Raw genomic sequence first — 12,590 nt, forward strand, 5'->3', positions numbered from 1 at the left:
GGGGGCAGTTTTGACTGACTGCCATGGGGGAGAGGACAGACTTGAACATCGCGTCTGGTTGGAAGAAGCCCACCGTGGGCATGGCGCTGCTCGCCGTAGCCGCCCTGACGGCTTCGTGCTCGAGCGGCAACGCCGCCACGGGCAACGCCGGCGCGCCCGACGCCATCACGTCCGCCACGCCGCAGGCGCCGACGATCACCATATCGCCCGCCGAGGGCAGCGCGAAGGTCAGCCCCGACAAGAAGATCGTCGTCACCGCGTCCGGCGGCGCGCTCGACGAGATCAGCGTCCAGGGCAAGGACGGCGACGACGAGATCGAGGGCAGCTTCAACGCCGACAAGACCCGCTGGGTCTCCAAGGGCACGCTCAAGCCCTCCACCGGCTACACGGTCACCGCCAAGTCCGGCGTCACCACCGCGACCAGCGCCTTCACCACGGTCAAGCCCGAGCGGCCGCTGCAGGTCGCCGACGTCACCCCCAACGCCAAGGGCGAGACGCTCGGCGTCGGCGCGCCCATCATCGTCACCTTCAACCAGCCGGTCACGCAGAAGGCCAACGTCGAGCGCGCGCTGAAGGTCGAGGCGGAGAAGCCGGTCAAGGGTGCGTGGCGCTGGATCAACGACACCGTCGTCGTCTACCGCACCGCCACCTACTGGCCGGCCCACCAGAAGATCACCTTCACCGCCGACATCGAGGGCGTCAAGGCCGGCAAGGGCACCTACGGCGTCAAGGACTACACCACCGACCTCAAGATCGGCGCGAAGGTCATCAGCAAGGTCAACACCCGCACCCACATGATGTACGTCTACAAGGACGGCAAGCGGGTGCAGACCATGCGCATCAGCGCCGGCAAGGGCGACACCCGCGAGTACACCACCACCTCCGGCGTCCACCTCACCATGGAGCGCGGCAACCCTGTCCGGATGATCTCGCCGGGCCGCAAGAAGGGCGACCCGGGCTACTACGACGTCATGATCAACCACGCGGTCCGCATCTCCAACTCCGGCGAGTACGTCCACGCCAAGGACAACGTCTGGGCCCAGGGCCGCAGCAACGTCAGCCACGGCTGCGTCAACGCCCGCCCCGACCAGGCCAAGTGGTTCCACGACACCATGCAGCGCGGCGACGTCGTCGACATCACCGGCACCAACCGCGAGCTGGAGTGGAACAACGGCTGGGGCTTCTGGCAGATGCCGTTCTCCGAGTGGAAGAAGGGCAGCGCCCTCTAGCCACCGCACGCCGGCGACGCCCGCCCCGCGTACGACCTGATGGGTGGTACTGGCGGGCTCAGCCATGCCCTTGGGGACCGCCTGGCTCAAGAGCAGACTGGGGGCATGGGCGGCAACGACCTGGGCGACTTCCTGCGGGCCGGCCGCGCCGCACTCACGCCGGACGAGATCGGTCTGCCGGTCGAGTCCGGCCCCGGCCGCACTGGAAGGCCACGAATCCGCACGCGCCCGCGGCAAGAGCATCGGTGGCGCCGGCGTCATCGATCATCAGTCATAACGATCTCCCACTCGCCAGGGGCGACCATGCCCGGCACCAGTTCCGGCAGCCACGGCCGCGACGTCTTGTCCTCATCGTTCAGCGGGCACGCTCGACGCGGGCTTCGTCCCAGACCGGTTCGTCGCTCTCGTAGACGGCTCCGTCGGCGCCGAAGATGAGGAAGCGGTCGAAGTCTGCGGCGAACCAGCGGTCATGGGTCACCGCCAGCACGGTGCCGGCGAAGGACGTGAGGCCCTGTTGCAGGGCCTCGGCGCTGGCCAGGTCGAGGTTGTCGGTGGGTTCGTCGAGCAGCAGCAGCGTCGCGCCCGACAGTTCCAGCAGCAGGATCTGCAGCCGGGCCTGCTGCCCGCCGGACAGGGTCTCGAACCGCTGATTGGCGGCTGGTGCGAGTTCGTAACGGGCAAGCGCGGCCATGGCTTCGTTCAGCGTGAGAGCATGCCCGGTCATCACCAGCTCAGCGGGAGTGCGGCCGTGCAGGTCGGGCCGGGCGTGGGTCTGCACGAAGTGGCCGGGCACCACCCGGGCACCCAGCCGTACAGAACCGCTGTGGCGTACCGAGGGGACCGCGCCGTCCGCCGCTTCGGCCAGCAGCCGGAGGAAATGGGATTTGCCCGAACCGTTGGAGCCGAGGACGCCCACGCGTTCGCCGTACCAGATCTCGGCGTCGAAGGGCCGCATCAGACCGGTGAGTTCCAGGGCTTCGCACATGATGGCGCGTTTGCCGGTCCGACCGCCGCGCAGCCGCATCCGGACGTTCTGCCGTTTGGGCGGGCGCTCGGGCGGGCCCGCCTCCTCGAACCGTGCCAACCGCGTGCGGGCGGCCCGGTAGGCGGAGGCAACGGCATCGTTGTTGGCCGCTGTCTGCCGGAGGGTCTGCACCAGGCGCCTGAGCTTGGCGTGTTCCTCGTCCCAGCGGCGGCGCCCTCGTCACCGGATCCGGCGCGAGGCCAAGCCGCCTGCCCCCGCGCTACGCCTGGTCGCCGCCGGACACCCGGCACGTCCGGGCGGCCCCCGGGTCGACCCGGGCCTGCCGCGCGAGGAGATCGGCGAAGGCCACGGTGACCGGGTCGGGACGGGTGCGGGTGTAGGCGGCGAGGGTGCGGCGGATCGGCGGGTCGGGGCGGAGCAGGACGCCGTCGAAGTGCGGCGGGACGATGTTGGCCGGGACCAGCGCCGGACCGAGCCCGGCGGCGGCGAGGAGGGGAACGGCGGAGGTCTGCTCGGCGCGGATCGCCGCCGGCGGATGGAAGCCCGCTTGGGTGCAGAACTGGTCGAGCAGGTCGGCCAGGCCGTTGCCGGGGGCGTAGTGCACCCAGGCGCGGTCGGCGAGCTCGGTGAGGGCGACCGTGCCGGTGGAGCGGCCGGCCAGCGGGTCGTCGGCGGGCAGGACGACCGCGAACTCCTCGACGCCGAGTTCGCGGATCGGCCCCTCCCAGCCGGCGGGCACGGGGCCGACGGCGAGGTCGGCGCGGCCGGCCGCCATGGCGGCCTGCAGCAGGTCGGCGTGCGGGTACTCGCGCAGCCGGATCCGCACGCCGGGATGCCGGCGGCGCCAGCTCCGCAGAACCGGCGGCAGAATGCCCAGACTGACCGAGTAGATGGCGGCGACCTCCAGCTCGCCCTCCTCCAGACCCGCCGCGCGCCGCGCCACCCTGTGCAGGCGCTCGGCCTCGGCCAGCGCGGCGCGGGCGTGCGGCAGCACCGCCCGGCCCATCGGGGTCAGCCGCACCGCGCGCGGCAGCCGTTCGAGCAGCGGACCCCCGACCGCGCTCTCCAGCGCCCGCATCTGGTGCGACAGCGCGGGCTGGGTCACGTGCAACTGCTCGGCCGCGCGGGTGAACGAGCCGGTGTCCACCACGGTGACCAGGTATTCGAGCTGCCGGAGCGTCGGAACCGCCATGAGCAAATGTTATCGCTGCGGTAGAAAACAAGCCTTGGACTCATCGTAGGAGGTCGCGAGAGGGTCGGGACATGGCCGCCGGAGACACCAGCGGGCGGCCGATCCCCGACGACTCGAAGGAGTTCTCCCATGTCCGACGACACCCCTCTCCAGGGACAGCGGCTTGTCGTGGTGGGCGCCGGTTCGCACACCGGGCGCGCCATCGCCAAGGCCGCCTCGGCGGCCGGCGCCACCGTCGTGCTGGCCGGCCCGGATCCGCGCAAGCTGGAGTGGACGGCCGGTGAGCTGTCCGGGCCGTCCGAGGTGCACGCGCTCGACCTGTCCGACGAGCGGTCGATCGCCGGCCTCGCCGGACCCCTCGGCCGCTTCGACCACCTCGTCTCCACCGCCGCGATGCCGGCCAACGGCCCGCTGAGAGACCTCGACGCGGCCGACGTGCGACGGGCGTTCTCGGCCAAGGTGATCGGTCCGCTGCTGCTGGCCAAGCACCTGGCCGGCCAGGTGTCCGAGCACGGCTCGTTCACCTTCTTCTCCGGTGTGGCCGCCTGGCGCCCGGCGCCCGCGCGCACGGTGATGGCCACCACCAACGGCGCGCTGGCCTTCCTGGTGCAGGCGCTGGCGGTGGAGATCGCCCCCATCCGGGTGAACGCCGTCTCTCCCGGCATCGTCGACACCGGCGCCTGGGACGGCCTGGGCGCCGACAAGGAGGCGTTCCTGCGCGGCGTGGCCGAGCGCAACCCGGCCCGGCGGGTGGGCAGCCAGGAGGACCTGGTCAAGGCGGTGTTCTACGCCATCGACAACCCCTACGTCACCGGCACCGTGCTGCATGTCGACGGCGGCGGCCGCCTCGCCTGACCCGTCGCATCACCAGGAGCACGTGATGGATCTTCCGTTTGGACGGCACGGTCTTCCTGGTCACCGGAGCCTCCGCCGGCACCGGGGCGGCCACCGTACGCACCCGTTCTTCCGTCCGGTCGAAGGGACCGGACGGCCCTCCCGGCACGCCGCGCGCGTGACCGGCTGATGCGAGGAGACCACTCATGCGTTCGCGCACCCTTGTCCGTACCGCTGCTGTCCGCACCGCCGTCGTCGCCGTGGCGGCGAGCCTCGCGGGCGGCGTCGCCACGGCCGCCCACGCCCACGACGGCAACCGGCCCCAGCTCTCGCACGCCTGGCCGCAGCGCCTCATCGACCGCTCACCCGATCTGGTCCAGCCCGGGCAGATCACCGTGGACCGCTCGATCGGCGCCGCGCGCGCGGCCCAGGAGGTCCACCTGGCCCAGCAGCTGTACACGTTCTGGAACACGGGGCAGCGCAAGTACCTCGACGCCGCGATCAGCCCGCGCTTCAAGGACAACACCCTTCCGGCGGGCCGCCCGCAGGGCCCCGCGGGCCCGCTCTTCGCCTCGACGAACTTCCGTGCCGCCGTGCCGGACCTGACCTGCGAGCTGTCCGACCTGCTGGTCACGGGCGACAAGATCACCGCCCGGTTGGTCTTCCGCGGCCACTTCACCGGCACCTTCAACGGCATCCAGGGCAAGGGCCAACGCGTCGGCTTCGACGCCATCGACATCCAGCACGTCGGCCGCGACAAGATCGTCGAGGACTGGCACATCGAGGACAACGAGACGCTGCTGAACCAGCTCGGAGCGGGCGGCGTCACCGCGCCCTCAGGGCGGTGACGCCGCCCTGCCCGGGCCGGCAGTCCGCGTGACCACACCGTCGTCGACGCCTGCGCTCCCGTATCGGTGCCCTTCCCCCTGCATCGCGCCATCCGAGAGACGAGCGACTCATCATGCCTTCGAACACCACCGGCCGAAACGCGACCGCCGACTGGTTCGCCCGACACGCGGCGCCCCTCACCACGCTGGACCCCGACGTCTGCCCGCCGACCTGTCGGTGCGCGACCGGTACATGGCCGAAACGGTGCGGTGGCACCTGGCCCGCTCCGCCCCCGGCACCCGCATGGTGCTGGCGGCGCACAACAACCACATCCAGAAACACCCGGTTGGTTTCGTCGGTGACGAGTAGCAGCGTTTGTAGGGCAGTTCTGACAGCGCTAGATTCCGATACCCGCCAGTAATGTCGGTGAGAAATGACAGCGCATCAGAGATGTGAATCGGCTGAACCGTCGTAGGCTCGGCGAGCTGCGGTGATGGCAGGGGCCGCGAGACGGGCCCAGTCCGTGAGCGCTTCGAGGGGCTCGCGTATGTCTTCGATCAATGGAGTAGTGGCGTACTCGACTCGCGGTGGGGAATCCGGGTGCACGGTTCGCGTGATGAGCCCATTGCGTTCGAGATCGCGCAAGCTGACGGTCAGCATGCGACGGCTGATGCCCGTGATCGCGCGCTCCAGCTGGGTGAAGCGGCGTGGACCGTTGCCCAGTTCGACCAGTACCTGAGCGCTCCACTTGCCGCCGATCAAGTTCAGGACCTCGGGCAGCGGGCAATCGTCAGGGGCGGGTGCCGTCGTCGCGGGCGTGAGCTGGTTTGTTACTGCGGTGTTCCGTTGCGACAAGAAAGTGCCTTCTTCCGAAGCTCTCTAAGCTTGCGTCACGATTGATCCCGTTATCAATCGTAACGGTCCTGCGTGCAGGCAGGATCATCGTGAACAGATGAGGAACAACACGTGCCCATCGCACGCAGCAATGGTTTCAAGGGGTCCCGGTAGCAATGAAGAAATTTCCAACGAAGTAGCCTCTGATCTGCTGTAACAGAGGAGTTGACCTCCTGTGGCGGATTGATGATCATTGCCGCTACGGTCGTTCCGGTTTTGTCCGGTACGGCACGTGGAGTGGTGCATTGTCAGAGAAGATGTTCTCCGAGGAGCAGTTGGAGCAGCTGCGCTCGTTCCCGGAGGTCAGCGCGGATGAGTTGATCCGGTATTTCACGCCGACGTCGGCCGACGTGGCGTTCGTCGATCCTGGCAAGGGGCGGGGCCCGGTCGACCAGCTGGGCATGCTGGTCCAGCTATGCACGCTGCCGTGGCTCGGGTTCGTGCCCGACGATGTGGCCTCGGCGCCGCCGGCGGCCGTGGCCCGGGTCGCGGAGCGGCTGGGCGTGGCGCCGGCGGCGCTGCGGCTGTATGGCAGGCGCGATCAGACCCGCTCGGACCATCTGGGCCTGATCGCCAAGTATCTGGAGTGGCAGACCGCCCCGGCGGGCAGCCAGGCGATGAAGGAGCTGGAGCAGTTCCTGCTGGACCGGGCGATGGAGCACGACTCGCCTACGCTGCTGTTCAACCTGGCGCGCGAGTACCTGATGGCGGCCAAGGTGATCCGGCCTGGCGCGCTCATCTTGGCCAAGATGGTCGGCACCGCGCGCAAGGCGGCCTCCGATCTGACCTCGCAGCTGGTGGGGCACCTGCTGACAGCAGAGCTCCGCGCCGACCTGGAGCGGATGCTGGCCGTGGATGCGGGGCTGGGGATGACCCGGCTGGAGTGGCTGGTCTCCCTGGCCCGGGACGCGTCGGCGACTTCCGTGAAGACCGCGATCGACAAGCTGACCTGGCTGCGCGCGATCGACGCCCACCAGATGGATGTGTCGGTGCTGCCGAACGAGCGCCGCCGGTTCCTGGCTCAGGTCGCACGCCGCTCGACCAATCAGGGGCTGGAGCGGCGCAAGGAGCGTAAGTTCCCGATTCTGCTGGCGTTCGTGGCCCAGGCTGCGGTCGACCAGCTCGATGAGGTGGTGTCCCTGTTCGATCAGGCGGTGTCGGCTCGCGAGTCGCGGGCGAAGTCCAAGACGGATGAGGCGCTGGTCGAGCGGGCCAAGAAGGGCGAGGTCCGGCAGCTGGTGATGGAGATGATTCTGCCGGTGCTGGCCGACCCGTCGATCCCGGACGATGAGGTGGGCGGGATGCTGCGCGAGCGGATCGGTATGCAGCGCCTACGGGAGATGACCTCGGATGCGTGGAAGCCGCTGCCCCGCGACCACGGCCGGTTGTCGGAGCTGGAGTCCTCCTACACCTATCTGCGCCAGTTCACCCCGAACGTGCTGGCCGCGATCGATTTCCAGGGCGGGCCGGGCACGGGCGAGCTGATGGAGGCGGTGGCCGTCTTGAAGGAGATGAACCGGCTCGGCGGCCGCAAGGTGCCCGCGGGAGCGCCGAGCGGCTTCGTGCCGACCAAGTACGCCGACTATCTGGCCAAGGCCCGCAAGTCCGGGAGGACACCGCCTACCGCCATTTCTGGGAACTGTGCGTGATCTTGTGCTTGCGGGACGGGCTGCGCAGCGGGGACGTGTTCGTGCCGGGCTCGCGGCGCTACGCCGACCCGGCCACCTACCTCTACACGCCCGAGCAGTGGGCACCCAAGCGCGCCGAGTACTGCCGCCTGGTGGGCAAACCGCCGAACGCGGCTGAGGCGCTGGAGCAGGGCAAGGAGGAACTGCACGAGGCTCTGGAGGAGCTGGAGAAGACCCTGGCCGGCGCCGCACCGGATGACACCGGCATGGTCCGGCTGGATGAGGACGAGCATCTGGTGGTGCCACCGCTGTCGGCCGAGGACGTGCCCACCGAGGCCAAGGCGCTGAAGGACGAGCTGGCCGGGATGCTGCCGTTTGCGCCGATCGCCTCGCTGCTGATCGAGCTGGACGCGCGCACGCACTTCCTGGACTGCTTCACCCACGCCGGCGGCCGCAAGCTCTCCACGTCCGTGGAGACCAAGCGCAACATCCTGGCCGTGCTCATCGCGATGTCCACCAACCTGGGCCTGGCTCGCATGTCGGAGGCCTGCGGGGTGTCCTATGACGTGCTGGCCTGGACGATGGAGTGGTATGTGCGGGAGGAGACGTTGCGCGAGGCCAACACGGTCATCGTCGACCACCACTACGGCCTGGAGCTGGCCAAGGTGTTCGGTGGCGGCACCATGAGCTCCTCCGATGGCCAGCGGTTCCCCGTCCGCGGCAAGACCGTGACCGGCCGGAACATGGTCATTCACGGTGGTCAGGTGCTGTCCACCTACACCCATGTCTCCGATCAGTGGTCGACGTACGGCACGAAGATCATCGTGCCGACGGCGCGGGAGGCGCACTTCGTCCTGGACGACTTCCTTGGTAACGCGACCGACCTTCCGATCGCCGAGCACGCGACAGATACTCACGGAGCCACGCTCATCAACTTTGCGTTGTTCGACCTGGTCGGCAAGGCGCTGACTCCGCGGTTGCGGGATCTGACCCGGGTCACCCTGGTGCGGGATGAGACCCCGACCGAGATCGCCAAGCGCTACCCGCACGCCGGGCCGCTGCTGGGCGCGCGCTGGAATGAGGACCTGGTGGCCGGCTGCTGGCCGGACCTGCTGCGGATGGCGGGGTCGCTGAAGTACGGCCAGGCCACCGCCTCGCTGATCGTCGGCAAGTGGTCGGCCGCCTCGCGGCAGAACACCCTGGCGGCCGCGTTGAAAGAGTGGGGCATGCTCAGAAGGACCGTCCACCTCGCGAAATACCTGTCGGACCCGGTCTTCAGGAGGAAGATCTCGCGGCAGCTGAACAAGGGGGAGAGCCTGCACGCGCTGCGCCGCGACCTGCACTATGCGCAGCAGGGCACGATCACCCGGCCGCATCTGGAGCAGCAGACCGAGCAGGCGTGGTGCCTGACCGTCTTGACCAACTCGGTGGTCGCCTGGACGACCGAATATTATTCTCGGGCGGTGCTGGAGCTGCGTTCGCAGGGCCGGGAGGTGAGCGACGAGATCCTGTCGCACATCTCGCCCGGCCACAGCGACAACATCAACTTCTTTGGCGTCATCAACGTGGACGTCGAGGCGGAACTGGCCAAGCTTGACACCGGTGGCTGGCGGCCGCTGCGGCCCGCACAACTGCGTGAGCTGGGGCTGGCGCCCTGACAGGCCCGCGCCGCGCTCATGCAGGAAGACGGCGTAGGCGGTTGATCTAAAGGGGGTGACCCGCGTGCGTGGGTCACCCCCTTCGTGTTTACGGTCCGATCCGGTAAGCGCGATGATGAGGTGGAGCTGCCGTCGGCGGCCGTCATGGTCTCGGCGTCGAGCACGACGGTGCGCCAGCTCCTGGTGACGCCGGGCATGAGAACGGCCAGGTCCGCCGCGCGCAGATCATGCAGGTCGGGGCTAGCACGTTGTCCAGTCGGCGGAAGGCGCGGGCATGCGATGGGCTAAGCGGATCAGTCTGATCGCGTGGTTACTGAGCTGGTTCTTCCTGTACCGCGAAATATTCGTCTGGCACCACGTGACGCCCTCCCTGCGTTTCAACCCGCCGCCGCTGCCCTCGTGGATGCCACCCGGGGCCAAGGCACACGCTGGAGGCTTCCTCATCACGGTGATGGCGACCTCCGCGCTCGCCCCGCTGACCTTCATCGCAGCCGCGATCCTCGACAAGATCCGCCACAGGAAGGCGCGGTAGGCGGTGGCTCACGACGTCCCGGCGAAATGCGATGAGGCGAAGCTGAGCCGGCCCTGCATCTGCGGGGCGCCACCCCTAGGCGAAGGGGCGGCGCATAACTGTTCGCCAGGGCGTCTGCAGACTGGTGGAGACTGAGCTGGGCGGCCTATTGGGGCCCCGCCCGAGGAGCCCTGCGCGCTGAGGCCGGCGGCGGTCACGGCCCCACCGCTACTGCGGATCACGGTGCTGTGGAAGCGCCCCGGCGATCGTCGAGGTGGTAGACGGCGGCACACTACATGCTGTGCGTTCCTCTTCGTTGATCTCCCTGACCGCGCTCCTGCCGGTGGCCTTGATCGCCCTCGTCGTGCTGGGCGCGTTGGTGGCCTGGCTCGGCCGGCTCGGACATGGACGAGCGGTCCTCACCGCCTGCCTGCGGGCGGCCGCCCAACTCGGCGCGGTCTCCGTGCTGATCGCCTGGGTGATCGCCTCCTTCGCGGCCACGGCGGGATTCATCCTGCTCATGTACGGGGTGGCCGCCTTCACCGCGGGCCGGCGCATCACGCGTGGCCGGAAGGCATGGTGGGCGGCGGTGCCGATCGCGGCGGGCACAACGCCGGTGCTGGCGATGCTGGCCGTGAGCGGGACGATTTCCCTGGAGCCGATCGTGGTGATCCCTATCGCGGGGATCTTGCTGGGTGGCTGCCTGACCGCTACCTCCCTGGCCGGACGGCGGGCTGCGGAGGAGTTGGTCCAGCGAAGGGGAGAGGTGGAGGCGGCCTTGGCGTTGGGCTTCCTGCCCAGGCAGGCGGCGCTGGAGATCTGCCGCCCGGCCGCGGCCCAGGCGCTGGTGCCCGCGCTGGATCAGACCCGGACGGTAGGGCTGGTCACCCTTCCTGGCGCCTTCGTCGGGATGCTGCTCGGTGGGGCGAGCCCGGCCGAGGCCGGAGTGGTGCAGCTCGTTGTCCTGGTGGCTCTGCTGGCCGCCGAGGCGGTCGCGATCCTGGTGACGACCGAGATGGTCGCGCGTGGTTGCTTCACGTGAGCCGCCTGGCCTGGCGCCTCCCAGTTCGGCGGTTCGGCGGGGTGAGGTCGGCGATGCGCGTCATTGAGACGGCGCGGGAGGGCTCATGACTGGGCCGCAGGTGGGGCTGGCGGCCGGGTTCCGAACAGGCTGGCGGCGAGCTTTTGCAGCAGGCTGTAGGCCAGGATCGGCAGGAGGACCTGCGGACGGTGCGCGAACCAGCTTGCGGCCAGGACCGCGGCCGCGCTGGTGTTGTTCATGCCGGTGGCGAAGGTGAGTGAGATGCCGTCGGGGGTGTCGCATCGGGTCCATCGGGATATCCATCTGCCGGTGAGGAAGGACAGGCAGCAGACCGCGCCGGCCACGCAGGCGGCCAGGATCAGGAAGTCGGGGTCGGGGTGTGACAGCGCCTGCCCGAGCGCGCCGGAGGCGTTGATGTAGCACAGCAGCAGGATGTTCACGATGTTGATCAGCTTGATGACCGGAGCGGTGCGTGCTGCTCGCCGCTCGCCGAGCATGGCCCGCGCGATGATCCCGGCCAGGCACGGCAGCACGATCAGGGCCAGGACGAACGCGCCCCCGCCCGCCGGGCCGACCAGGGCGGCGGACACGGTCAGCCCCCACGGAACCGTGACAGGACTGAGCAGTGTCGAACCCACGATCATGGCGACCACCAAGGGAACGTTGCCTCCCGCGTTCTGCCCCCAGGACGCTGCTCCGCCGGCGATCGGCATCGCGAGCACCAGCAGCAATCCGACCGCGAGGCACTCCACCTCGGCGGCGTCGGGCCAGGCCCGCAGGCACAGCGCGGCGACCGGCAACAGCGCCACCGGCAGGAGCGCGTTCACCGCCACGCCCGACGCCAGCCGCAGGGGCCTGCCCGCCACCGCGCGCAGATCTTGCATGCGCACCCCAAGACCCGCGGTCGACAACATCACGGCCAGCAAAACCATGGGCATCGTGACCGAACCACCCGATCCGAGCATGCGCAGCGCCAACGTCCGCAAAACCTCGCCTGGCCCGGGCACCACCGCGGCCAGCAGATAACAGACGATCATCAACGCGAGCAGCCATCGCTGCACCGTGCCCACCATCCGGATCATCACTTAAGCAACCTATCGATTACTTTCAGTGAAGGCGCTTGAGTGGGGAGGAATTTGACACGACCGTTTGCGAAGGCCGCCCCGGTCGGCCAGGAGCCCGCTGGTGCATCGCTACCCGAAGGTCTGCAGTGCCCGTGACTGCCGCGACCGCGGGCGCAGCGCCGACCGCTCAGGAGTGAGCCGGGCACCCCAGCACAGCGAATTTCAGGGTGCCCGGCGCTTGGCTCAGCCGTCCTCGATCTCAGTCGGCGTCGTGCTCAGCCATCCTCGGGCTCGGAGGCGTCGCCCTTGCCCTCTTGCTCGTGCTGGTCACCCGTCTGCTGGTCACCCGCCTGGCCCTGCTTTCCCTCCTGGGTCTCGGAGCCGGCCTCCTGCCCCTTGTCGTCGTCGCCGTCCTCAGCCTCGGCCTTCTCGCCACCCTGGTCGTCGTTGCCGTCCTCGGCCTCGGCCTTCTGGCCCTGCTCGTCCTCCGTAGTGCCCTCGTTGGGCTCCGCGCTCGGCTCGGGCGTGGCGGCCTCGTTGTCGGGGGCCTGCTCGGAGGAGACAGCGGAGGACTGGGAGGAGGAGGGGGCGGGGCTCTGGTCGAGGGAGGAGGCGTACGCGGCGGCTCCGCCGCCCGCCACGAGGACGGCCACGGTGGCGAGTCCGGGGATGAGCAAAGACCTGCGCATTGAAGTATCTCCGATGCATTGACGTCGTATTGACGT

The 12,590-nt window shown here is 69.3% G+C and carries 12 protein-coding genes and 1 pseudogene; 8 read left to right on the plus strand and 5 right to left on the minus strand.

Annotated features, from left to right (window positions below; all coding sequences use genetic code 11):
• Positions 1-41: 41 nt before the first annotated feature.
• Entirely contained in the window at positions 42-1,229 is a 1,188-nt protein-coding gene (locus tag HD595_RS39810; RefSeq protein WP_253778543.1) for a L,D-transpeptidase, read from the plus strand.
• Between the two features lie 355 nt (positions 1,230-1,584).
• Here HD595_RS39810 and HD595_RS39815 read toward each other — a convergent pair.
• Together HD595_RS39815 and HD595_RS39820 are read right to left on the minus strand one after the other, a co-directional pair.
• Positions 1,585-2,427 (minus strand): annotated as a pseudogene (locus HD595_RS39815) (ATP-binding cassette domain-containing protein); the annotation flags it as partial.
• Positions 2,428-2,473: 46 nt separating this feature from the next.
• On the minus strand, positions 2,474-3,406 hold the full coding sequence (locus tag HD595_RS39820; protein WP_253778545.1) for a LysR family transcriptional regulator: 933 nt from the start codon (positions 3,404-3,406) through the stop codon (positions 2,474-2,476).
• Positions 3,407-3,535: 129 nt separating this feature from the next.
• On the opposite strand from HD595_RS39820, the gene HD595_RS39825 reads away from it, so the two are divergent.
• The 3 genes from HD595_RS39825 to HD595_RS47040 all read left to right on the plus strand — a co-directional run bounded on the left by HD595_RS39825 (position 3,536) and on the right by HD595_RS47040 (position 5,437).
• Positions 3,536-4,261 carry an SDR family oxidoreductase gene (locus HD595_RS39825; protein WP_253778547.1) on the plus strand — a complete coding sequence of 242 codons (726 nt, stop codon included), beginning with the start codon at positions 3,536-3,538 and terminating at the stop codon, positions 4,259-4,261.
• Between the two features lie 185 nt (positions 4,262-4,446).
• Positions 4,447-5,088 (plus strand): ester cyclase, encoded by a 642-nt coding sequence (locus HD595_RS39830; RefSeq protein WP_253778549.1) that lies wholly within the window; start codon positions 4,447-4,449, stop codon positions 5,086-5,088.
• 28 nt (positions 5,089-5,116) lie between these two features.
• Positions 5,117-5,437, plus strand: coding sequence for an erythromycin esterase family protein (locus HD595_RS47040; protein WP_308211331.1), 321 nt, complete (start codon positions 5,117-5,119; stop codon positions 5,435-5,437).
• A gap of 75 nt (positions 5,438-5,512) precedes the next feature.
• Here the strand turns inward: HD595_RS47040 and HD595_RS39840 are convergent, their stop codons facing one another.
• Positions 5,513-5,923 carry a winged helix-turn-helix transcriptional regulator gene (locus HD595_RS39840; RefSeq protein ID WP_253778552.1) on the minus strand — a complete coding sequence of 137 codons (411 nt, stop codon included), beginning with the start codon at positions 5,921-5,923 and terminating at the stop codon, positions 5,513-5,515.
• Positions 5,924-6,219: 296 nt separating this feature from the next.
• Between HD595_RS39840 and HD595_RS39845 the strand changes: the two genes are divergently transcribed.
• The 4 genes from HD595_RS39845 (at position 6,220) to HD595_RS39860 (ending at position 10,801) form a co-directional block, all read left to right on the plus strand.
• Positions 6,220-7,611, plus strand: coding sequence for a DUF4158 domain-containing protein (locus HD595_RS39845; protein ID WP_253778553.1), 1,392 nt, complete (start codon positions 6,220-6,222; stop codon positions 7,609-7,611).
• A complete protein-coding gene (locus HD595_RS39850) occupies positions 7,608-9,248 on the plus strand; it encodes a Tn3 family transposase (protein ID WP_253778554.1) in 1,641 nt (546 codons plus the stop codon). The genes HD595_RS39845 and HD595_RS39850 overlap by 4 nt, the downstream gene beginning before the upstream one ends.
• Positions 9,249-9,522: 274 nt before the next feature.
• A complete protein-coding gene (locus HD595_RS39855; RefSeq protein ID WP_253778555.1) occupies positions 9,523-9,780 on the plus strand; it encodes a hypothetical protein in 258 nt (85 codons plus the stop codon).
• A gap of 280 nt (positions 9,781-10,060) precedes the next feature.
• On the plus strand, positions 10,061-10,801 hold the full coding sequence (locus HD595_RS39860) for an ABC transporter permease (protein ID WP_253778556.1): 741 nt from the start codon (positions 10,061-10,063) through the stop codon (positions 10,799-10,801).
• Between the two features lie 83 nt (positions 10,802-10,884).
• Here the strand turns inward: HD595_RS39860 and HD595_RS39865 are convergent, their stop codons facing one another.
• Together HD595_RS39865 and HD595_RS39870 are read right to left on the minus strand one after the other, a co-directional pair.
• Positions 10,885-11,883, minus strand: a complete 999-nt coding sequence (locus HD595_RS39865) for a bile acid:sodium symporter family protein (RefSeq protein ID WP_253781451.1) — start codon at positions 11,881-11,883, stop codon at positions 10,885-10,887.
• 257 nt (positions 11,884-12,140) lie between these two features.
• Positions 12,141-12,554 carry a hypothetical protein gene (locus HD595_RS39870; RefSeq protein ID WP_253778558.1) on the minus strand — a complete coding sequence of 138 codons (414 nt, stop codon included), beginning with the start codon at positions 12,552-12,554 and terminating at the stop codon, positions 12,141-12,143.
• Positions 12,555-12,590: the final 36 nt, after the last annotated feature.

Source organism: Nonomuraea roseoviolacea subsp. carminata, assembly GCF_024172185.1.
Taxonomy (GTDB): domain Bacteria; phylum Actinomycetota; class Actinomycetes; order Streptosporangiales; family Streptosporangiaceae; genus Nonomuraea; species Nonomuraea roseoviolacea.